The organism is Belnapia arida, assembly GCF_016773205.1.
GTDB classification, from domain to species: domain Bacteria; phylum Pseudomonadota; class Alphaproteobacteria; order Acetobacterales; family Acetobacteraceae; genus Belnapia; species Belnapia arida.
In genome coordinates this window covers 1-21,500 of sequence record NZ_JAETWB010000020.1, presented here as the reverse complement: position 1 = coordinate 21,500, position 21,500 = coordinate 1, and the positions used below count along the sequence as shown (strand labels likewise).

Below are 21,500 nucleotides of genomic sequence, written 5' to 3'. Positions count from 1 at the left end.
CCGCCGCATCGCCGGTCGTTCCGCTGCGCCATACGGATCGGGATGCAACCCTCGAGCGGCCCGTGATTTTTCGTCCCCATGCCGGGACAGTCCGAAGCCGATCAGACCCAACTCCTCGAGCAACAGCGCGTGCTCGCCCGCTTCGGCGAGTCGGCGCTCGCCTTGGAAAATCTGGACCAGATTCTCACCGAGGCGTGCCGGCTCGTCGGCACTGCCCTCGGCACCGAACTTGCCAAGGTGGTCGAGGTGCAAGCGGACGGGCACACGCTCCTGGTGCGCGCCGGCATCGGCTGGCGGCCGGGCATCGTCGGCCATATGCGGACGGAGCTGGACGACCCCGCCCCCGAAGGCCTGGCCCTCCGCACCAAGGGCCCGATCGTCTCGCCCGACCTCGACCGGGAGGACCGCTTCGGCGTGCCTCCCTTCGTCGCCGAGCACGGCGTGCGCGCCACCGTCTGCGTCCCGATCATCGGCGCCGACGGCCAGCCTCCCTACGGCGTCCTGCAGGTGGATGCCCGCGAGCCCCGGCCCTTCGGCGAGGCCGAGGTCGACTTCCTGCGCACCTATGCCAACATGCTGGCCTCGGCCGTCACCCGGCTGCGCGCGAATACGGAGCTGCGCCGCCGCGCCGAGGACAATGAGCGCCTGCTGCGCGAGCTGCAGCACCGGGTGAAGAACAACCTCCAGGTCATGGTGGGCCTGGTCGAGGTGCAGGCGCGCCAGGTGCATGCGGCCTCGGCCAAGGCCGCCCTGCGGGCCGTCGCCCGCCGCATCGAGGCGCTGCGCCTGCTGCACGACAAGCTGCACCTCGCAGGCGAAGTCGACCGGCTGGATCTCGGCGACTACCTCGGCCAGCTCGCGGGCGGGCTGCTGCGCTTTCACGAGGGCGAGGCGGCGCGGATCCAACTGATCCTGGAGGTCGAGCGGGGAATCGTCACCTCCCCCGACGCCGCCGCGCCGCTCGGCCTCGTGGTGAACGAATTCGTCACGAACAGCCTCAAGCACGCCTTCGGCACCGGCCCTGGGACGGTCGGCATCCGGCTTGGGCAAGCTGCGGGCGGTGTCGGGCTCGAGTTATGGGATGATGGCCAGGGCCTGCCCGCGGAGGCGCCCAGGGGGGCGATGACCGCCGGGCAGGACACCCCCGGCACCGGCATGCGGATGATCGGGAACCTCGCCCGCCAGGTCGGCGCAGTCCCGGTCTGGGGCATGAGCGAGGGCGGCCGGGGCACGCGGCTCGCCCTCACCTTCTACCGGCAGCCCTCCCCACGCCTCGACGGGACCTGACCCGCGCGACCCCCGGTGTCCTGCCCCTGAAGTTTGTGGAAAGGCAGGTGGCCTAAGGGCGAAGCCCGAAGAACTGCGGGGTCAGGAGACCGGAGCAAACCCCGATCGGATGGAATGATCCGATCGGAGTGGTTTGCTGGGCCAGCAATAGGTCGGAGCGTCGTCCGCGAGCCCGTGCGACCCGGAAACCGCTCTAGGCCGCGGCCACCTCCACCCGGTTCCGTCCCCGCTCCTTCGCCGCGTAGACCGCCGCATCGGCCCGCCGCATCAGCCCATCGAGCGTGCGGTCCGCCGGCCCCGCCTCGGCCACGCCGAAGCTGGCGCTCAGCCATGACTCGCCGTCGTCCCAGGGCATGTCGCGGATGGCGGCCCGCAGCCGCTCCGCCACCTGCGCCGCCTCGGCAAGGCCAGCCCCCGGCAGCAGCACGGCGAATTCCTCGCCCCCCATGCGGAATAGCAGTGGCGCTTCGCGCAGCACGGCCTTGCAGGCGCGGACGACGCCGCGCAACGCCGCGTCCCCCGCCTCATGGCCGGCGCGGTCGTTCAACGCCTTGAAGTGGTCGAGGTCGAAGAGGAGCATGGAGAAGGCCTCCCCCCGCTGCCGCGCGCGGTAGAGCGCCGCGCCGCCCGCATGGTCGAAATGCCGCCGGTTGCCGGCGCCGGTCAGCGGGTCGGTCAGCGTCTCGCGCGCCAGGGTCTCGGTCCGCACCATGCTGCGCGCCAGCGTGCCCCGCGTCTCGGCCAGCCGCGCCCGTGCCTCGCGCCCCTCGCTGGTAAGCGCGATCAGCGTCAGCGCATCCATGGCGAAGAGCACCGTCATCAGCCCGACCGATTGCAGCGGGTTGGCGACGCCATGCCCCTGGAACGGCCCTTCGCGCATCACCGTGCCCACGGTCGCCGTGATGCAGATCGCCGTCAGCAGCGTGTAGGCCGCCCGCAGCGAGATCCGCAGCGTGATCCAGGACAGCGGCACGGTCAGCAGGAAGACGGCATCCGGCCGCACCAGCAGCCCGGCCCCCGGCACCGCGAAGAGCGCCGCCGCCCCCAGCACCGTCGCCGCCAGCACGAGGTGATCGACCACCCCCGGCCCCCGGTCCACCGGCGCCGCCCGCCGCTCCGCCCCGAGCCAGAGCAGCAGGGCGGGCGCGAAGAAGAAGGTCCCGCCGCTGTCGCACAGCCACCAGGCGGAGAAGACGGCATAGGCCTGCCCCGCCGTCATCGGCCCCGCCAGCGACAGCACCAGCGTCCCCACCGTCGCCGTCACCGCCGCATGCAGCAGCACGCCGCCCAGGATGAAGCCGAGCACGCCGATGAAGCGCGTGAACAGCCCCGTCTGCGGCCGCATCGCCCGGGTCAGCGCCACGCCCGCCCAGGGCCCGAGCGTATTCCCCGCCGAAATGGCGAGGGTCAGCCAGGGCCCGCTGCCGAAGAACAGCCCGTTGACCAGGCAGGAGCCGAGGAAGATGCCCGGCAGCAGCCCCGCCCCGCCCACCATGGCGGCGACGCAGGCGATGCCGGAGGGCAGCCAGATCGGCGCCGGGAACAACCCGTAGGCTCCGAAGAACCGCCCCACCACCACGCCGAGCCCGGCATAGAGCAGCGCGACGACGAGGTTCCCGGCTACCCACCGCGCAGCCCCGCCGCGGGCCAGCCAGGGCGACATCCAGGGATTGGCAGGCGCCTGTTCCTCGGCCGGGAGGCCATAGTCGGGAACCGCAGCAGACTGAGCCAGTGAGATCAACGCTGCCGCATTCCCGGGTTCACGCTGGCGTGAACCTAAGCCAGATGCCGCTCCCGCTCAAGCGAATGGCATCGCGCCCCTCAGCCCGGCCGCACCAGCACATGCCGCTTCCGCCCGAGCGAGAGCTTCGCCGCCCCGTCCCGCAGGTCGCCGGCCGTGACCTCGCGCGCGGGATCGTCGACGGGGGCATCGTTCAGCCGCACCCCGGCCTGGGCGATGAGCCGCCGCGCCTCGCCCTTGCTCTTCACCAGATCGGCCGCCAGCAGCAGGTCGAGCAGGCCCGCCGGCAGCGCGGCCGTGACGGAGGGCAGCGTCTCCGCCGCCTCGCCCTGCTCGAAGGCGCGCCGCGCCGTCTCCGCCGCCGCCTCCGCCGCCTCGCGCCCATGCAGCAGGGCGCAGGCCTCCGTCGCCAGTACCTTCTTCGCCTCGTTCACCTCCGAGCCCGCGAGCGCGCCGAGCCGCCGAACCTCGTCCATCGGCAGCTCGGTGAAGAGGGCGAGGAAGCGGCCGACATCGGCATCCTCGGTGTTCCGCCAGAATTGCCAGTAGTCGTAAGGCGAGACCCGCTCCGCGTTCAGCCAGGCGGCGCCGGCGGCGGTCTTGCCCATCTTGGCCCCCGACGCGGTCGTCAGCAGCGGCGTCGTCACGCCGAAGGCCTCGGCGGCATCCATCCGCCGGCACAGCTCCACCCCCATGACGATATTGCCCCACTGGTCGGAGCCGCCCATCTGCACCGTCACGCCATGCCGCCGCCGCAGCTCGGCGAAGTCGTAGCTCTGCAGCAGCATGTAGTTGAACTCAAGGAACGAGAGATTCTGCTCCCGGTCCAGCCGCAGCCGCACGCTGTCCATGGTCAGCATCCGGTTCACGCTGAAATGCCGCCCCACGTCGCGCAGGAAGGGGATGTAGCGCAGCCCGTCCAGCCACTCGGCATTGTCGAGCATGATCGCATCCGACGCGCCCTCGCCGAAGCGGAGGAACCGGTCGAAGACGCGGCGGATGCCCGCCTTGTTGCGCTCGATTGCCGCGTCGTCGAGCAGCGGCCGTGCCTCGTCGCGGAAGGAGGGGTCGCCCACCTTGGTCGTCCCGCCCCCCATCAGCACCACCGGCCGGTGCCCCGAGCGCTGCATCAGCCGCAGCAGCATGATCGAGACCAGGTGGCCGACATGCAGGCTGTCGGCGGTGCAGTCGAAGCCGATATAGCCCGAAACCACCCCCTCCCTGAGCCGCGCCGAGAGCGCTTCGGCATCGGTCACCTGGTGGATGTAGCCGCGCTCCTGCGCCTGGCGGAGGAAGTCGCTGTCCGGGCCGGTCATGGGGCTTTGCGTCACATTCGGGTCTTGTGGAGGGGGCCGCCCCCGTAGCACACGATCCGGATGCTGAGAACGATCGGGCTGATGAGCGGCACCTCCCTCGACGGCGTGGACGCCGCCTGGGTGGAGACGGATGGCGAGGCGATCGGCCGCATCGGCCCCACCGTCACGCTCCCCTACGACCCAGGCCTGCGCCGCGACCTCCGCCGCCTGCTCGACCTTGCCCCGGCCCTCGCGCCGGACGACGCCTTCCTCGCCGATTGCGTCCGCCGCCTGACCGACCGCCACGCCAATGCCGTCGCCCGCATCCGGGAGCTGGCCTGGGAGAGCTTCCGCGAGGGCGCCGACCTCATCGGCTTCCACGGCCAGACCATCCTGCACCGCCCGCCGCCGATCCGCCCCGGCCGCAACGCCGCGACGGCCGCCGAGGCGCTGCGCCAGCCCGGCTCCACCTGGCAGGTCGGCGATGCCGCGCTGCTCGCGCGCCTGACCAACCTCCCCGTCGCCCACGACTTCCGCTCCGCCGATGTCGCCGCCGGCGGCCAGGGCGCGCCCCTCGTCCCCATCGTCCACGCGGCGCTGGCCGCGGCCCTCCCCAAGCCGCTCGCCGTGCTGAATCTCGGCGGCGTCGGCAACGTCACCTGGATCGGCGAAGGGGATGAGCTGATCGCCTTCGATACCGGCCCCGCCAACGGCCCGCTCGACGACTGGGCGCGGAAATCCACCGGCCGCGACTACGACAAGGACGGCCACCTGGCGCTCGCCGGGGAGCCCGACGCCGCCGTGCTCGGCCGCCTGATGGCCCACCCCTACCTGGAAGCCCCGCCGCCCAAGTCCCTTGACCGGCTCGATTTCAGCCGCGCCCTGCACGAGGCCGGCGCCGACCGCCTCACGCCTCAGGACGGCGCCGCGACGCTGGCGACCTTCTGCGCCCTCTGCGTCGCCGCCGCCGGCCGCCACTTTCCGGCGCCGCCGCTGCAATGGCTGGTCGGCGGCGGCGGGCGGCGCAATCCGGCGATCATGCGGGCGCTATCCGGCGCGCTCGAGGCGCCGGTGCGGCCGGTGGAGGTCGCCGGCTGGAACGGCGATGCGCTGGAGGCGCAGGCCTTCGGGGTACTGGCGGCGCGGGTGCGGCGGGGGTTGGCGATTACCTTCCCCGGGACGACGGGGGTGGCGGAGCCGATGGCGGGGGGGAGGGTGGTCGAGCCATAGAGATCATTCGAACGACCTGGAGCCCGCTGCACAATAAGGCCGGGAGGTCCGCTTCCGACCCAAAGCGGACCTAGCCCTTGGCAAGCCGTGATGAATGATGTGGCCCAGCGATCATGCGGCAGGGCGCTTTGCCAGAGCGAGGCCGATGCCGAGCGCGACCATCGCGGCACCGGATGCCTCTCGGAGGCGCCGGATCAGCGTGGGACGTGCTGCGGCGCCCTCTCGGATGCCCCCAGCGGCGAAGGCAACCACGATGTCAGCTAGGGTGTTGAGTACAACCGATACGGAGCCCAGGACCACAAACTGTAGGGCGATGCTGCCTTGAGCCGGGTCCACAAACTGCGGCACGAAGGCCAGGAAAAAGGCTGCTGTTTTCGGGTTCAGCGCCTCGACAAGCACGCCTTCGCGGAACGCACGATGTGGTCCAACCGGCGGAGCCATGGCTGCGCCATTCAAAATTGTCGACGCGTCCCTGCGGGCGGACTGGATGGTGCGGAAGCCAATCCAAAGGAGGTAGGCGGAGCCAATCAGCTTGAGCGCAGTGAAGAGTTCTGCGCTGGCAAGTACGATGGCGGATACGCCCAAGCTGCCTGCCAGGACGTGGACCATACCGCCTAAGCCGGTACCGAAGCTGGAAGCCACACCTTCTGCACGGCCGCCAGCAAGCGTCCGCGCAGCGACGTAGAAGATGCCCGGACCGGGCGTGATGGCGAGTAGCAAAGCCGCGGCCACGTAGAGGGCGAGTTGGGTCAGTTCAGGCATGGCGTGACCTCCTATAAGATCGCAAGCCCATCGCCCAGGCAGAAACGGGCCGTTGCGCTGCTCACAGCAATCGCCGGAGGTCCGCACCCCGCCCCTCGCAGCCGTTTTCAACCCGCTACGAAACCGGCTTCTTCCCCTTCCGAATCTCCAGCCACCGAAACCGTCCTAAACCCCCACTTGCCCCCTCAACTGCTGCTCCCGCATGAAGATGAACAACCCCGCCCCGATGATGACCGCCGCCCCCGCCAGGGTCAGCGGCCCGACCATCTCGCCGAAGAACAGATACCCGAACAGCATCCCCCAGAGGATCAGCGTGTACTGGTAGGGCACCACCACGGAGGCCGGCGCCATCCGCAGCGCCTGGTTCACGCAGAGATTGCCGCTCAGCGAGCCGAGGCCGAGACAGAGCATCAGCACGAGGTCGAGCGCCCCGGGCGGCGTCCAGCCCTGCACCAGCACCAGCACGCCGCCGAAGAGCACCGCGGCGACGAGCTGCGCCGTCATCAGCACCGTCCCCGGCGTGCCCGCCAGCTTGCGCGTGGCGACCATGAAGCAGGCATAGCTGAAGCTGCCCACCAGCGCGCAGACCGCCCCTGCCGAAAAGGAGCCGGGCGAGGGATCGAGCGCCAGCACCACCCCGCCGAACCCGACCGCAACCGCCGTCCAGCGCCGCCAGCCCACCCGCTCGCCGAGCAGGAAGGGCGACAGCGCGGTCACGTAGATCGGCCCGGCCATGTAGTAGGTCATGACCTCCGCCAGCGGCAGCTCCGTCAGCGCCCAGAAGAACAGCGAACCCTCGAGCGTCGAGAAGGCCACGCGGAGCAGCTGCAGGCCGGGCCGCGGCGGCCGCAGGAAGGGCTCGGGGCCGGTGCGCCAGATGAAGGGCGCCATGAAGCAGAGCCCGGCGATGCTCCGCACCAGGAAGAGCTGCCCCACCGTGTAGGCGCCGACCAGCCACTTCCCGAGCGTGTCGTTGACGGCGAAGAGCAGCACGCCGAGCAGCATCATGGCGATGCCGCCCGTGGCGCGCACGGGCCCCGCGCCCGCGCGCAGGAAAGCGGTTATGGCGATGTTCCACCCCTCGCGGCCCGTTCATCCCGGCAAGGAGAGGCCGCCCCGCACCAGTAGCCACGCGGCGCCCGGCTGCAAAGCCCCCGCGGGGGGCGGGCCCTCAGCCCTGGCCGGACCCCGCCTCCTCCTTCAGCCAGGGCCACCGCGCCTGCGCCACCGGGCTGTCCGCCGCATAGGCGAGGCAGCTCCCGAGCATCGCCGGGCGGCGCCGCTCGGCCGCGCCGCCCGCGGCCATGATCCGCGCCACCTCCTCCCGCTCGCGCCTGGCCCTGATCGGGTAGAGCGTCTGGAAGGCGACCGTCGCCATCTGCCCCAGCACCTCCCGCAGGTGCGTGCAGCCCTCGACGCCGCCGACCCGCTCCTGCACCGCCCGGTTGAAGCCGGGCCCGATGCGCAGCCCCGCCAGCCGGGCGAAATTCGGCGCCGCCTGCGGGCAGACCGCATAGGGCGTGAAGTCGGAGGCGGCCTCGCAGGCGACGATCTCCATGTCCTCCCGCAAGGTCAGCCGCAGCCACATCCCGTGCAGCGCCTTGCCCGGCTCGATCGTGCCGCGGTCGTCATTGACGAAGGGGTAGGATTTCGTATCGACCAGATGCGCCTCGACATCGAACAGCCCGTCCTCCCGCCGGTAGCCGCGGATGTCGATGGCGCGCCGGTGCAGCGGCTCGCGCGGGGCAGGGGAGGGCAGGGGCATCGGCGCCAATTCCATTGTGCAACGCGGCATCATGCCATGAACCGGCCGGGGCGGAAAACCTAGCAGGCTAAGGAAAGCCCCTGCCGCCCCCCTTGCCCCCCCGCCGCCGCGCAGTCCAAAACACCCCCCATCCCGGAGCCCACGCTTGCCCGCCACCCCGCCCCGCCACCACCGATGAGCAGCACCCTCCGCTTCGCCATCGGCAGCGTCGTCGTCGCCGCCCTGGTGCTGGCGCTGAAGCTCGGCGCCTGGGCGCTGACCGGCAGCGTCGCCCTGCTGGCCGATGCGCTGGAGAGCGTGGTGAACGTCGCCGCCGCCGCGGCCGCCCTCATCGCCGTCCACTACGCGGCGATGCCGGCCGACGCCAACCACCCCTACGGCCACACCAAGGCGGAATACTTCTCCGCCGTGCTCGAGGGCGCGCTGATCGTCATCGCCGCCGTCGCCATCCTGAATGAGGCCTGGGGCGCCTGGCGCAGCCCGGTGGGGCCGGAGCAGCCCTGGCCCGGCCTCGCCATCTCGGCGCTGGCCACCGCGATCAATGCCGGCTGGGCCAGCCTCCTCTTCCGCCAGGGCCGCCGCTCCCGCTCGCCCGCGCTGCTCGCCGATGCCCGCCACCTGGTCGCCGATGTCGTCACCTCCCTCGGCGTGCTCGTCGGCGTCACCCTGGTCGCCCTCACCGGCCGCCTCTGGCTCGACCCGCTGCTCGCCGCGCTCACCGCGCTCAACATCCTCTGGTCCGGCAGCAGGCTGGTGCGCGAGAGCGTCGGCGGGCTGATGGACGAGGCGGTGGAGCCCGGCCTGCTCGCCCGCATCCGCGGCGCCGTCTCAACCCATGCCGAGGGCGCGATCGAGGCGCACGACCTCCGCACCCGCCATGCCGGCCGCCTTACCTTCATCGAATTCCACCTGGTCGTGCCGGGGACGATGACGGTCGACGCGGCGCATGCCATCTGCGACCGCATCGAGGCGGCGCTGAAGGCGGAGATCGAGGGCGCCACCATCACCATCCATGTCGAGCCCGAGGGCAAGGCCAAGCACCACGGCGTCCTGGTGCTGTGACCCTGGACGGGTCCCGGCTCGGCCGCGCCGCCGCCGCCTCCCTCACGCTCCATGCCGCGGCGCTGGCCGCGATGCTCCTGTTCCTCAACCGCCCCCGCCAGCCCGCCCCGTCCGCCGAGCAATCGGTCGAGGTCGTCTGGCAGGAGCAGACCGGCACGACCGAGGGCGAGCCGGCGCCGCCCGCCGCCCCCGCCCAGTCGGAGCCGCCACCGCCACCCCCGCCGGCCGCCCCCGCCCCGCCGCCGCCGAGCCTCGCCCCGCCGCCACCGCCGCTTGCCGCGCTCCTGCCGCCCCCCGCGGCGCCGGATGCCCTCACCCTGCCGCCCCCGCCGCCCGAGGACCGCCCGCCGCCTGCGGTCCTGCCGGCCCCGCCCGCGCCGCCGCAGCCCCAAGCCGAGCCCGAGCCGGAGCCGTTGCCCATCCCACCACCCGAGCCGTCCCTCCCTCCGCCGCCCCAGCCGCGCCCCCGCACCGCCCCCGCGCGTCCGGCCCCTTTCGCCCAGGCTGCCGCGCCACCCGCCGGCCCGGCGAGCCAGCAGCCGCTGACCACCGGCGCCGCCCCCGCCCTCGGTGCCATCACGCCCCCAGGCCTTGCCGAGGGCATCCGCAACCCCACGCCCGAATATCCCGACGAAGCCCGCCAGCGCGGCCAGCAGGGCGTCGTCGGCCTCGTCATCCGCGTCACCCCGAACGGCACCGTCGAGGAGGTCGAGGTCGTCGCCAGCTCCGGCTTCCCCGCCCTCGACGACTCCGCCAGGCGCGCCGTCCGCCGCTGGCGCTTCCGCCCTGCCATGCGCGACGGCATCCCCATATCGGGCAATATCCGCACCTCCATCCATTTCCAGCTGAACCGGTAGAAGGACGCCCCATGGTCAGGCTCGACGTCATCACCACCCGCGGCGGCGATGCCGGCGAGACCTCGCTCGGCGACGGCACCCGGCTGCGCAAGGATTCGCTCCGCATCGAGGCAATCGGCACGGTGGACGAGACCAATGCCGTGCTCGGCCTGCTCCGCCTGCACACCGCCGGCGACGCGGAGGCCGACGCCATCCTCGCCCGCATCCAGAACGACCTGTTCGACCTCGGCGCCGATCTCTGCGTGCCCGGCGAGGCCGGGGGGCGCCTCCGCCTGGCCGCCGCCCAGACCGCCCGGCTGGAGGCGGAGGCCGCCGCGCTGAACGCGCTGGTGCCGCCGCTGACGAGCTTCGTCCTCCCCGGCGGCACCCCCGGCGCCGCCGCCGCCCATCTCGCCCGCACGGTCGCCCGCCGTGCCGAGCGCGTCACCGTCGCCCTTGCCGCGGCGGAGCCGGTGAACCCGGAGGCGATCCGCTACCTCAACCGCCTCTCCGACCTGCTCTTCATCCTCTCCCGCCGCCTCAACGGCAACGGCGCCGGCGACGTGCTCTGGGCCCCCGGCGCCACCCGCTGAGCCGGGCTCAGTCGAGCGCCCGGCCCGGCACCGGCGCCATCGCCTCGAACACCCCGTCGCGCCGCACCAGCGCATGGAAGAGCGCGGCGCCGAGATGCGCGAGGATCACGGCGAAGAAGGCATAGCCGAGCAGCCCATGTGCCTGCCGCAGCAGGGCATAGGCCTCGAGGCTCTGCGGCAGGATCGGCGGCAGCCGCAGCCCCTGCCACAGCACCACCGGGTAGCCCTCGGCCGAGAGCATCGCCCAGCCCAGCAGCGGCATGGCGATCATCAGCCCATAGAGCGCGACATGCGAGACATGCGCCGCCAGCCGCATCGGCTCGGGCAGGTCGGACGGCAGCGGCGGCGCCCCCCGCCGCAGCCGGAGCCCCAGCCGCAGCAGCGCCAGCAGCAGGATGGCGATGCCAAGCGGCTTGTGGATGGAGACGAGCGCCAGGTAGCGCGTCGATAGGGTCGAGACCATGCCGACGCCGATGAACAGCATCGCCAGGATGCAGGCCGCCATGAGCCAGTGGAGCAGCCGCTGCATCGGGCTGAAGCGTGCGGCGGTCATGGGCGGCCTCCAGGGGCACTGTGGGGATAGGCCGCCGCCTCGGCGGCGCGGCGCTCATAGGACAGGGCATAGGCGGAGGACCGCGCGGCGGGGAAGGGGTCCGCCGAGGGCCGCATGCCGGGCGGCAGCACCGTCGGGTCGTAATTGATGTCGCGGCACGGTCCGTCCTGCTCCTCCTGCACCGCCTCCGCGGTCAGCGTGCCGACCTCGACGGTGCGGCGCTCCTCCGGCCACGCCTTGCTCGGGTCCGCCACCGGGTCGCCCGGCCCGGCCTCCGTCACCGTCATGGTCCAGCGCACCGGCCCCGCGGCGATGCGCGCCTTGATCTCGTCGTTGAGGAAATCCGGCGGCTTTGCTGTGAGCTGCTCGTGCGGCACCGGCACCGGCCTCGCCTCCGGCCGCACCGACCAGCGCACCGCATGGTCGCGCCCCCCGGCATCCGTGAAGAGGAAGGCGTTGAGCGCGTTGTAGCGCTCCTCCGCATAGCTGCCGGTCCAGGGCGCGCTGCCCGCCCAGGCGCCGAAGGCGGCGATCTCGGGATGGGCCGCGGCGAAGGCCCCCATCGCCCCCGGCTCCTTGCTCCTCGCCGCCATCTGCAGGGCGTAGAAGGCCTCCACGTTGGAGACGGGGAAGACCGGCGCGGTGATCATGGCCGTCCGCCACTCCGACCCGTCCGGGCCGGTGATGCTGAGGCTCAGCCCGCGCACCCGCGCCTGCCCGTCCGGCTGCGCCAGCACGGCCGAGGCGAGGTTGAACCGGCCGATGACCGGGTAGCGGCCCGCCGCCAGCACCGGCGCGCGGGAGAGGGCGGCGCCCGCCCCGTTCGCCTCGAAGCTGCCGGTGAAGCAGAGGCCCTTGGTGTGGTTGCGCCGATGGCCAGGCGCCGGCCCTCCCGGCGGGCTCAGCGCCGCCAGCACCCGCTCGCGCGACAGGCGCTCGGGCGAGAGCCAGCCGGCGGTATAGGCGAAGGCCGCCGCGCCCCCGCCCAGCACGGCCGCGATGACGACGAAGGAACCCAGGGGGAAACGCGACGGGCGGGATGGCTGCGCCATGGACACCTCTCATGCATGATCCGGCGGGCTATTCGCCGGACCATTCCCGTCCGTTACCGCGCAATCCGCACCGGCCGCATGACAATGGATTCACGCTGGGGATTCACGCTGGGGATTCACGCTGGGGATTCACGCCGGCTCGAACCCCAGCGCCCTGAGCCTCGCCTTGCCTTCCTCGCTGGCAAGCGCCCGGAGGAAAGCCCGAACCGCCGTCCGCTCCGCCCGCGCCTCGGGCAGGAAGAAGTCGTAATGCTCGTCCGCCAGCGGCGCGAAGCCCAGCCCATAGGCCTCGGCGACGCTGCGGATGGCGACCCCCCAATCCGCCCGCCCCTGCGCCACCGCCGCCGCGACGGCGTTGTGCGATTTCGGCTGGTTGGCATAGCCCGCCGGCCTCGCTCCTCCGAGCAGCCCGTCGAGCAGGATCCGCGTGCCCGACCCCGCATTGCGGTTGACCAGCAGCAGCCCCGGCCCCGCCGCGCCCCGTTCGACCGCCGCCCGCCCATCCAGCCCCCCGAACCGGGCATCCCCCGGGCGGTAGACCACCCCCTGCACCCGCCGCCAGCCCGGCACCAGCCTGAGCCCCTCGGCGAGGAAGGGCCGGTTGTACGCCCCGCTCGCCGCGTCCAGCAGATGCGCCGGCGCCAGGTCGCACTCCCCCCGCCGCGCCGCCGCCAGCCCACCGAGGCTGCCCACCGCCAGGCTCCGCCCCCTGATCCCCTCCGCCGCCAGAAGGTCGAGGATCGCATCCAGCCCCGTGCAGTGGCTGCCGATGATGGTGAGGTCCGGCAACGGATGCGCCCCCCCGATCAGCCGCACCCGCTGCACCGCCCCCGCCGCGGCTGCCTGCTCCTCCGCCGGGATGGCGAAGAAGCCGTCGGCCTGCGAGAAGGCGGTGACGCTCCCCGAACCCTTGCCCAGCGGCCAAGCCAGCAGCCGCCCCGCCGGGTCCTCGCCGAGCGAGGCCATCACATACTCCGTCCGTCCGGCCTCGCTCGGCGTGCGGACGGCGAGCCTCGCCTCCACCGCCGCCTCGGCCCTGGGCGGCAGCCCCGCCATCGCCCGGATCACCGGCACCGCGAATTCCTGGAAGGTGAAGACCGCGCTGGTCGGGAAACCCGGCAGCACCACCACCGGCGTCCGACCCACGGCGCCGAGGCAGAGCGGCTTGCCCGGCTTCAGCGCCACCCCGTGCACGAGGACGCCCGGCCCCGGCAACCGCCCGAGGATGCGGTGCGACACATCCCCCGCCCCCTTCGAGGTGCCGCCCGACATCACCACCATGTCGGCCAGCTCCAGCGCCCGCCGCAGCGCCGCCTCCAGCTCTGGCTCGTCGTCGCGGAAGATGCCGAGCGGCACCGCCTCGCCGCCATTCTCCGCCACCGCCGCCGAGAGGATCGCCGCGTTGCTGTCGTAGATGCCGCCCGGCGGCAGCGCCTCGCCCGGCGCCACCAGCTCATCGCCCGTCGAGAGCACCGCCACCCGCGGCCGCCGCACGACGGCCAGGGTGGCGAGCCCCGCCGCGGCCAGCATCCCGATCTCCCGGCTGGTGACGACCATGCCGGCCCGCAGCACCGTCTCGCCGCGGGCGATGTCGCTGCCCGCATAGGCCACCGCCTGCCCCGCCGCCACCGGCCGGCAGACGAGCACCACCGGCCCCTCCGGCCCCTCCTCCGCCTCGGTGCTCTCGACCATGACGACGGCATCCGCCCCACGCGGGATGACGCCGCCGGTGGCGATCGCCGTCGCCGTGTCCGGCGCCACCTCGATCGCCGGCGCCACCCCGCAGGCCAGCAGCTCGGCATTGAGCAGGAGCCGCCGCGGCGCCGCCTCGCTCGCCCCGAGCGTGTCCGCCGCCCTGACCGCGAAGCCGTCCATCGAGGCCCGGTCGAAGGGCGGCGCATCCGCCGCCGCCGCCACCGGACGCGCCGTCACCCGCCCGAGCGCCTGCGCCAGCGCCACCTCCTCCGCCGGCAGGGGCGCGAGGTCGAGCGCCGCCCGGAACCGGGCGGTGGCGTCCTCGGCCGTGATGACGTCGAGGAATTGCTCCTGCCGCGCGGCGCGGCGGATGCGGTCGAGAAGGGACATGGCGCGAGGTCTAGCAGGCGGCAGAAGGCAGGGGGAGTTGGTCAACCGGGCCATCGGTCACACCGCTTCCACCTCCACCTCGGTCCCTGCCTCATACCCCTCCCGCCCCGGCGGCACGACCAGCACCGCCACCGCCGCGCCGAGCGCCGTCACCGCATCGCCCGCCGCCCCCAGCATCACCACCTCGGTGAGGCCGACCGGCGAGGCCAGCTTCCGCGCCAGGGTCATCCGCCGCCGCGCCACCGGCCCGCGCCCCGCCAGCGCGCGGACCACCGGCCGCCCGAGCAGCCACCATCCCGCCAGCGCCCCCGGCAGGTCCCCCGGCAGCAGCACCGCCGGCACCCCGCCGATGATCCCGACCCCGACCCCATCCCCCGGCCGCGCCGCGATGCCCGGGCAGAGCACCCGCTCCGCCCGCAGCCCCGCCGCCAGCACCAGCTCGGCTCCCTCCTCGACCAGCTCGGCCCCCTCCGCCCGCACCATCCCGGCGAGCCAGTCCGCCCCGTGCAGCGCGACGCGCGGCACCCGCACCGCCACTTCCGCCACGCCGGCCGCCGCCAGCACAAGGTCGAGCGGCCCGAGCCGGTGCCCCGCTCCCCGCAGCACCGCCCCCGCCGCCGCATCCTCCCCGGCCGGGCGGACGCCCTCGCCCGGCGCCACCGCCTCCAGCACCATCGCCCCGTCCCGCGCGAAGGCGGGCAGCACCGCATCCGTCCCCGCCGGCAGCGCCTCGCCCGGCGCCACCCGCGCCAGCCCCGGCAGCAGCACCGGCGCATAGGGCCCCGCCCCCTCGGTCGCAGCGGCCGCGACCGCCCAGCCCTCCCGCGCCGCCTCCGCCCGCGCCGGCACCGCGGCCGCCGCCCGCACCGGCTCCGCCAGCACATGGCCGATGGCGCGCCCGAGCGGCAGGCGCCGCGCCGCCACCGGCGCCGCCGGCAGCAGCGCCCGCGCCTCCGCCACCGGCGCCAGCCGCCAGCCGCCGCTCATCCCGGCCCCGCATGGTCGAAGGCGATCGACTTCACCAGGGCGAAGACCGCCATCCCCGGCGCCAGGCCCAGCCGCCCGACGCTGTCCCGCGTCACCCGCGCCAGCAGCGCCGTCGGCCCGACCCGGAGCCGCAGCATCGCCTCGGCCTCCCCGGCGGAGACCACCACCTCCAGCCGCGCCGGCAGGATGTTGTGCATGGAAATCCCCCGCGGCGCCTCGGTGGCGACGGCCACGTCGCGCGCCCGCAGCCGCAGCCGGAGCCGCGCCCCCACCGCCAGCCCCGGCCGCTGCGCCACCACCAGCTCGCCTCCCTCGAAGCCCAGCCGGGTCAGCCCCCGCGCGGCATCCTGCCCCAGCACGGTGCAGCCGATCACCGCCCCCGCATCCCGCCGCCGGGCCAGCGCTGGGAGGTCCGCCCGCGCCGCCAGCGCCTCCACCGTCCCGGCGGCGAGCACGCGTCCCGCCTCCAGCAGCACCAGCCGGTCGGCCAGCGCATCCACCTCGTCCAGCGCATGGGTGACGTAGAGGATCGGCAGCCCCGCCGCGTCGCGCAGCCGGGCGAGGAAGGGCAGCACCTCCGCCCGCCGCCCGGCATCGAGCGCCGCCAGTGGCTCGTCCATCAGCAGCAGCCTTGGCCGGGCGAGCAGCGCCCGCCCCAACGCCACCCGCTGCCGCTCCCCGCCCGAGAGCCCCAGCGGCCTTCGCCCCAGCAGCCCGCCGAGCCCCAGCAGCTCCACCACCTCGCCGAAGCCCGGCCCTTCGGCATCCCTCGTGGCCCCGCGCGGCGCCCGCCGCAGCCCGTAGCGCAGGTTGGACGCGACGCTCAGATGCGGGAACAGCCGCGCATCCTGGAACACCACCCCGCAGCGCCTCCGCTCCGGAGCGACTGAGACCCCGCGCGCCGTATCCAGCAACACCTCGCCCCCGGCGACGACCCGCCCCGCCTCCGGCCTGAGCAGCCCGGCGACCGCCGCCAGGATGGTCGACTTCCCGCAGCCCGACGGCCCGAACAGCGCCGTCACCCCCGCCCCCGGCGAGCCGAACTCCGCTTCCAGGGCGAAGCCGGGAAAGCGGTGCCGCACCGCCACCTCCAGCATCACGCCCGCCCCAGCCAGCGCCCGAGCCGCCGCCCCAGCAACTCCGCCAGCAGCAGCCCCGTTAGCGCCAGGGCGAAGGAGACCAGCGCCAGCCGCCCCGCCGCCGCCTCGCCCCCCGGGCTCTGCGTCGCGCTGTAGATCGCCAGCGGCAGGGTCTGCGTCTCACCGGGGATGTTGGAGGCGAAGGTAATGACCGCTCCGAATTCCCCGAGCCCGGCCGCGAAGGCCGTCACCGCGCCCGCCAGGATCCCCGGCGACATCAGCGGCAGGGTGACGGTGAGGAACCGGTCGAGCCACCCCGCCCCCAGCGTCCGCGCCGCCTCCTCCAGCCCCGGGTCCAGCCCCTCCAGCCCAAGCCTTACGCTGCGCACGATCAGCGGGAAGGACATCACGGCGGTGGCCAGCGCCGCCCCCTCGGTGGTGAAGACCAGCCTGACCCCGAACCAGTCGTTGAGCGGCCCGCCGATTGGCCCCCGCACCCCGAACAGCATCAGCAGCCCCCAGCCGACCACCACCGGCGGCACCACCAGCGGCAGGTGGACCACCGCATCCAGCAGCATCCGCCCGGGGAAGCGCCCGCGCGCCAGCGCCCAGGCCACCAGCACCGCCGGCAGCAGCGAGACCAGCACCGAGCGCCCCGCCACGGCGAGGCTCAGCCGCACCGCGTCCCATTCCTCCGCCGACAGCATCCGTGCCCATGCCCCCGAAATCGCCGTCAATTCCGCATCCGTATCCCCCCGCCTGGCCGTAGCGCCAATGGAGTTCGGCATTACATGGAATCCAGCATGACCCAGCCGGCCAGCCTTGCCTTAGTTCGCCCCTCGCTTCCGGGCCTCGCCCTGCTCCGCCACGCCTTCCACCGCGCCGCCGACCATGTCGGCTGGCTCGACCGGCTGCGCATCGCCCGCCGCCTGCGCCGGATGATGCGCGCCTCCCTCGGCTATGAGCCCGACCTCCGCAACCCGCGCAGCTTCAACGAGCGGATCGCCTGGAAAATCCTCCACGACCGCAATCCGCTGATCCCGCTGACGCTCGACAAGGCCGCCGTCCGCCCCTGGGTCGCGGGGCGGATCGGCTGGCGCTACCTCGTCCCGGCCCTCGGCCTCTGGGACCATCCGGGCGAGATCCCGTGGGAGAGGCTGCCGCGCCGCTTCGTCCTCAAGGCCAATCACGGCTCCGGCTACAACGCCTTCGTCACCGACCGCGACGCCGCCTGCCGCCCGGCGATCCTGGCCACCGCCGCCGGCTGGCTCGCCGAGGATTACGGCCGGCGCACCGGCGAATGGGGCTACCGGCCGATCCGCCCGCGCCTGCTCGCCGAGGAATACCTCCCCGGCACCGGCGCCGGCGGCGTGCCGGAGGACTACAAGCTCTACGTCTTCGGCGGCCGCCCCCGCCTGCTGCAGGTCCATCTCGGCCGCTACACCGACCGGCGGCGCGAGCTGTTCTACGACCCGCTGACCCTCGCCCCGCTCGCCTTCGGCCGCCACCGCCAGGCCGACTGCCCGGACTATCCGGGCCCCCCGCCCGAGGCTGCCCTGCTGCACGACCTCGCCGCCCGGCTCGGCGCCGGGTTCGATGCCGTCCGCGTCGATTTCTACCTGATCGGCGGCGAGCCCCGCTTCGGCGAGATGACGCATTATTCGGGCGGCGCGGTCGTCCCGCTCGGCTCCGTCGCGGAGGACTTCGCCCTCGGCGCCCTCTGGGCGGAGGCCCAGCGGAGGGGCCCCGCCGCCCCCGTCCCCGCCACGCCGGGCTGACAAGCGCCGCCGGCCCGTCCACTCTCCGGTGGAGGAGGACCGCCACCGTGAAACTCGCCCCGCTCGACACGCTCAGCCTCGAAACCCCCGCGCCCCATGTGCTGGTGGTGCGCCTCAACCGCCCCGAGGTTTCGAACGCGCTGAACACCCAGATGGGCCTCGACCTCCACGCGGTCTGGACCGGCCTCTTCCAGGACCCGGGCGACATCCGCTGCGTCGTCTTCGCCGCGGCCGGGGAGCGCGCCTTCTGCGGCGGCGGCGACTTGAAGGAGCGCAACGGCATGACCGACGAGGCATGGCGCCGGCAGCACGAGATCTTCGAGCGCGCCTTCTGGGCCCAGATCGACTGCCCCATCCCCGTCATCGCCGCCGTCTCCGGCCATGCCTATGCCGGCGGCCTCGAGATGGTCCTCGCCTCCGACTTCGCCTATGGCGCCGACCACGCCCGCTTCGCCCTGACCGAGGTGACGATCGGCATCATGCCCGGCGCCGGCGGCACCCAGACCCTGCCCCGCGTGGTCGGCGAGCGCCGCGCCAAGGAGATCATCCTCGCCGGCAAGCCCTTCACCGCGCAGCAGGCCGCCGACTGGGGCATCCTCAACCGCGTCTGCACGAAGGACGAGCTCTGGCCCGCCGTGATGGAGACGGCGACGGCCATTGCCGGCAACGCCCCGCTCTCGGTCCGCCAGGCGAAGAAGTCGATCCATTTCGGCCTGCAGATGGACATCCGCACCGCACTCCGCTTCGAGATCGAGGCCTACAACCACCTGGTCGGCACCGAGGACCGGATCGAGGGCATCCGCAGCTTCAACGAGAAGCGCAAGCCGGTCTTCAAGGGACGCTGACCACTCCCCACGACACCGCTGCGCGGCGCCGCGGGGGCCCCGGTCTTCCGCGCGGTCCCTGACGCCTCGCACGCCTTCCCGAAAGGCCACCCGGAATGACCGAGAAGCACCCCGCCACCGCCGCCCGCGGTATGGTCGTCACCAACCACCCGCTCGCCTCGGCGGCGGGGGCGGAGATGCTGGCCGCCGGCGGCAACGCCATCGATGCCGGCGTGGCCGCCCTCTTCGCGCTGACGGTGGTGGAGCCGATGATGGTCGGCCTGCTCGGCGGCGGCATGATGCATCTCCGCCTGCCCGACGGCAGCCACACCGTCCTCGACGGCCTCTCCGCGGTCCCCGCCGCCGGCCGCCCCGACATGTACCGGCCCGTGTCGCAGGACTGGCCCGCCGCGCTCGAGACCGAAGGCCGCGCCAACACCCTCGGCCCGCTGGCCATCGCCACCCCCGGCAACCTCCTCGCCTGGGCCGAGGCGCTGCGCCGCCACGGGCGCCTCTCCCTCGCCGAGGTGATGCAGCCCGCGATCCGCCTCGCCGAGCGGGGCTTCCAGGTCACCCCCTACCTCGCCGAGTGCATCGCCGAGGTCGCCCCGGACCTCGCCCTCGACCCCGCGATCAGCGCCGTCTTCCTGCCCGGCGGCCAGCCGCCTGCCGCCGGCACCCGCCTCATCCAGGCCGAGGCCGCCGCCTCCCTCCGCCGGATCGCCGCCGACGGCCCCGCCGCCCTCCATGGCGGCCCCCTCGGCGCGACGATCGCCGCCCATATCCAGCGCCTCGGCGGCCTGCTGACGGAAGCCGACCTCCGCGCCGCCCGCCTCGTCGAGCGCGCCCCCGTCCGCGGCACCTATCGCGGCCTGGAGGTGGTCGGCCCGCCGCCCCCCTCCTCCGGCGGCGTCCATGTCATCCAGATGCTGAACATCCTCGAAGGCTTCGACCTCCGCGCCTCCGGCTCCGGCACCCCCGAAACCTGCCACTTCCTCGCCGAGGCGCTGAAGATCGCCTTCGCCGACCGCGCCGCCGCGACGGCCGACCCGGATTTCGTCGCCGTCCCCGTCGATCGCCTGCTCTCCAAGGACTATGCCGCCGAGCGCCGCGCCCTCATCGACCCGCACCGCGCCCGCGCCTGGAGCGCCGGCGTCGCGGCGGGCGAGAGCCCCAACACCACCCACCTGACCGTCGCCGATGCCGAGGGCCACATCCTCTGCGCGACGCACACCATCAACAGCCTCTTCGGCGCCCGCCTCATGGTCCCGGGCACCGGCCTCATCCCCAACAACTACATGGCCCTCTTCGACCCGCGCCCCGGCCATGCCCTCTCCATCGCCCCGGGCAAGCGGATCACCACCAGCCAGGCCCCGCTGATCGCGCTTCGTGACGGCAAGCCCCTGGTCGCCCTCGGCCTCCCCGGCGGCCTGCGCATCTTCGGCAGCGCCATGCAGGCCCTGATCGCCCTCATCGACCACGGCATGAGCCTGCAGCAGGCGGTCGAGGCCCCCCGCCTCTGGACCCAGGGCCAGGCGCTGGAGGTCGAGCCCGACATCCCCGGGCCGACCCGCGCCGCCCTCGCGGCGATGGGCCATGAGGTGCTGCCGCTCCCCCATGTCGGCGGCGGCATGGCCGCGATCCGCTTCCACCCGGACGGCATGCTGGAAGGTGCCGCCTGCTGGCGCGCCGACGGCACCGCCATCGGCCTCGGCGGCGGCCTTGCCCGCCCCGGCGCCCGCTTCTGGCCCGACGCGCCACGACGATAGGGCAGGGGAGGTCCGTGACGCCGGGCCTCGTTTCACGCAGGATGCGTGCATGACGATCCTCCACGGCATGGCCCCTTCCGGCAATTGCTGGAAGGCGGCCCAGATCCTCCGCCTCGCCGGCCGTCCCTTCCACTGGGTCGAGGTGGACACGAATGGCGGCGAGACCCGCAGCCCTGCCTTCCTCGCCCGCTTTCCGATGGGCAAGGTGCCCGTGGTGGAGCTGGACGACGGCACGGTGATCGCGGAGTCGAATGCGATCCTCGCCCATTTCGCCGAGGGTACGCCCTGGCTGCCGCCCGCCGGCCTCGCCCGCACCCGCGTGCTGGAATGGCTGTTCTGGGAGCAGTACAGTCATGAACCCTTCATCGCCGTCGCCCGCAACATCCGCGCCTTCCTCGGCACGGCGGAGGCTGAGGCGGAGCGGCTGGAGCGCTGCCGCCTGGGCGGCGAGCGTGCGCTCGACATCATGGAGGGGCGGTTGTCCCGCCATGACTGGCTGACCGATGCGGGCCCGACGATCGCCGACCTCGCCCTCTTCGCCTACACGCACGTCGCGGATGAGGGCGGCTTCGACCTGGCCCGCTGGCCGGGTGTCTCCGCCTGGGTCGCAAGGCTGCGGGCGCTGCCGGGGATCGTGCCGCTGCGCTGATTCCAGGGCCAAAGATCTTGCGTTTACGTATCGTTCCTGTTATGTTTACGGCTCCATCGCGGAGCCTAACCCCATGCGCCGCAAGCCCCGCCGCCCCGACCCCATCCCCGCCGGCCTCGTCCCGCCCGACTTCCTGACCCGGCACGACATCCT

At 73.6% G+C, this 21,500-nt stretch carries 20 protein-coding genes; 9 read left to right on the top strand and 11 right to left on the bottom strand.

The annotated features are described in order from the left end of the window. The first annotated feature begins 78 nt into the window (after positions 1–78). A complete protein-coding gene (locus JMJ56_RS23670; RefSeq protein ID WP_202834240.1) occupies positions 79–1,287 on the top strand; it encodes a sensor histidine kinase in 1,209 nt (402 codons plus the stop codon). A gap of 193 nt (positions 1,288–1,480) precedes the next feature. Here the strand turns inward: JMJ56_RS23670 and JMJ56_RS23665 are convergent, their stop codons facing one another. Both JMJ56_RS23665 and tyrS read right to left on the bottom strand, forming a co-directional pair. Then, positions 1,481–3,028: a GGDEF domain-containing protein gene (locus JMJ56_RS23665; protein ID WP_202834239.1), complete on the bottom strand. Its 1,548-nt coding sequence runs from the start codon at positions 3,026–3,028 to the stop codon at positions 1,481–1,483. 80 nt (positions 3,029–3,108) lie between these two features. Continuing rightward, positions 3,109–4,344 carry a tyrosine--tRNA ligase gene (gene tyrS, locus JMJ56_RS23660; RefSeq protein WP_202834238.1) on the bottom strand — a complete coding sequence of 412 codons (1,236 nt, stop codon included), beginning with the start codon at positions 4,342–4,344 and terminating at the stop codon, positions 3,109–3,111. A 63-nt stretch (positions 4,345–4,407) separates the two neighbouring features. On the opposite strand from tyrS, the gene JMJ56_RS23655 reads away from it, so the two are divergent. Beyond that, a complete protein-coding gene (locus JMJ56_RS23655; protein ID WP_202834300.1) occupies positions 4,408–5,553 on the top strand; it encodes an anhydro-N-acetylmuramic acid kinase in 1,146 nt (381 codons plus the stop codon). A gap of 111 nt (positions 5,554–5,664) precedes the next feature. On the opposite strand, the gene JMJ56_RS23650 is transcribed toward JMJ56_RS23655, so the two are convergent. The 3 genes from JMJ56_RS23650 to JMJ56_RS23640 form a co-directional block, all read right to left on the bottom strand. Then, positions 5,665–6,315 (bottom strand): LysE family translocator, encoded by a 651-nt coding sequence (locus JMJ56_RS23650; RefSeq protein ID WP_202834237.1) that lies wholly within the window; start codon positions 6,313–6,315, stop codon positions 5,665–5,667. A 165-nt stretch (positions 6,316–6,480) separates the two neighbouring features. Further along, positions 6,481–7,347: a DMT family transporter gene (locus JMJ56_RS23645; protein ID WP_328702458.1), complete on the bottom strand. Its 867-nt coding sequence runs from the start codon at positions 7,345–7,347 to the stop codon at positions 6,481–6,483. 139 nt (positions 7,348–7,486) lie between these two features. Then, on the bottom strand, positions 7,487–8,080 hold the full coding sequence (locus JMJ56_RS23640; protein WP_202834236.1) for a DUF2889 domain-containing protein: 594 nt from the start codon (positions 8,078–8,080) through the stop codon (positions 7,487–7,489). A 174-nt stretch (positions 8,081–8,254) separates the two neighbouring features. Between JMJ56_RS23640 and JMJ56_RS23635 the strand changes: the two genes are divergently transcribed. From JMJ56_RS23635 to JMJ56_RS23625, 3 genes are read left to right on the top strand one after another with little or no spacing between them, the layout of a single operon-like run. Then, the gene (locus JMJ56_RS23635; RefSeq protein ID WP_202834235.1) at positions 8,255–9,142 is read left to right on the top strand and encodes a cation diffusion facilitator family transporter; all 888 of its coding nucleotides are present in this window, start codon (positions 8,255–8,257) and stop codon (positions 9,140–9,142) included. Continuing rightward, the gene (locus tag JMJ56_RS23630) at positions 9,139–9,999 is read left to right on the top strand and encodes an energy transducer TonB (protein WP_202834234.1); all 861 of its coding nucleotides are present in this window, start codon (positions 9,139–9,141) and stop codon (positions 9,997–9,999) included. The genes JMJ56_RS23635 and JMJ56_RS23630 overlap by 4 nt, the downstream gene beginning before the upstream one ends. Positions 10,000–10,010: 11 nt before the next feature. Further along, positions 10,011–10,571: a cob(I)yrinic acid a,c-diamide adenosyltransferase gene (locus tag JMJ56_RS23625; RefSeq protein ID WP_202834233.1), complete on the top strand. Its 561-nt coding sequence runs from the start codon at positions 10,011–10,013 to the stop codon at positions 10,569–10,571. Positions 10,572–10,578: 7 nt separating this feature from the next. Here JMJ56_RS23625 and JMJ56_RS23620 read toward each other — a convergent pair whose 3' ends face one another. The 6 genes from JMJ56_RS23620 to modB all read right to left on the bottom strand — a co-directional run bounded on the left by JMJ56_RS23620 (position 10,579) and on the right by modB (position 17,064). Next, positions 10,579–11,124 (bottom strand): cytochrome b, encoded by a 546-nt coding sequence (locus tag JMJ56_RS23620; protein ID WP_202834232.1) that lies wholly within the window; start codon positions 11,122–11,124, stop codon positions 10,579–10,581. After that, entirely contained in the window at positions 11,121–12,176 is a 1,056-nt protein-coding gene (locus JMJ56_RS23615; RefSeq protein WP_202834231.1) for a catalase family peroxidase, read from the bottom strand. The genes JMJ56_RS23620 and JMJ56_RS23615 overlap by 4 nt, the downstream gene beginning before the upstream one ends. Before the next feature lie 129 nt (positions 12,177–12,305). Continuing rightward, positions 12,306–14,261, bottom strand: a complete 1,956-nt coding sequence (locus tag JMJ56_RS23610) for a molybdopterin biosynthesis protein (RefSeq protein WP_202834230.1) — start codon at positions 14,259–14,261, stop codon at positions 12,306–12,308. A 57-nt stretch (positions 14,262–14,318) separates the two neighbouring features. Beyond that, positions 14,319–15,248, bottom strand: coding sequence for a hypothetical protein (locus JMJ56_RS23605; protein WP_202834229.1), 930 nt, complete (start codon positions 15,246–15,248; stop codon positions 14,319–14,321). Next, positions 15,245–16,345: a molybdenum ABC transporter ATP-binding protein gene (gene modC / locus JMJ56_RS23600; protein ID WP_202834228.1), complete on the bottom strand. Its 1,101-nt coding sequence runs from the start codon at positions 16,343–16,345 to the stop codon at positions 15,245–15,247. The genes JMJ56_RS23605 and modC overlap by 4 nt, the downstream gene beginning before the upstream one ends. Beyond that, positions 16,345–17,064, bottom strand: a complete 720-nt coding sequence (gene modB / locus JMJ56_RS23595) for a molybdate ABC transporter permease subunit (protein ID WP_456318799.1) — start codon at positions 17,062–17,064, stop codon at positions 16,345–16,347. Before modB ends, modC begins: the two co-directional genes overlap by 1 nt. A gap of 66 nt (positions 17,065–17,130) precedes the next feature. On the opposite strand from modB, the gene JMJ56_RS23590 reads away from it, so the two are divergent. The 4 genes from JMJ56_RS23590 (at position 17,131) to JMJ56_RS23575 (ending at position 21,347) form a co-directional block, all read left to right on the top strand. Next, the gene (locus tag JMJ56_RS23590; RefSeq protein ID WP_202834227.1) at positions 17,131–18,105 is read left to right on the top strand and encodes an ATP-grasp fold amidoligase family protein; all 975 of its coding nucleotides are present in this window, start codon (positions 17,131–17,133) and stop codon (positions 18,103–18,105) included. A gap of 47 nt (positions 18,106–18,152) precedes the next feature. Then, entirely contained in the window at positions 18,153–18,950 is a 798-nt protein-coding gene (locus JMJ56_RS23585; RefSeq protein WP_202834226.1) for an enoyl-CoA hydratase-related protein, read from the top strand. A gap of 95 nt (positions 18,951–19,045) precedes the next feature. Then, entirely contained in the window at positions 19,046–20,698 is a 1,653-nt protein-coding gene (ggt, locus tag JMJ56_RS23580) for a gamma-glutamyltransferase (RefSeq protein ID WP_236038364.1), read from the top strand. Between the two features lie 49 nt (positions 20,699–20,747). Beyond that, positions 20,748–21,347, top strand: coding sequence for a glutathione S-transferase family protein (locus JMJ56_RS23575; RefSeq protein WP_202834225.1), 600 nt, complete (start codon positions 20,748–20,750; stop codon positions 21,345–21,347). Positions 21,348–21,500 lie beyond the last annotated feature (153 nt).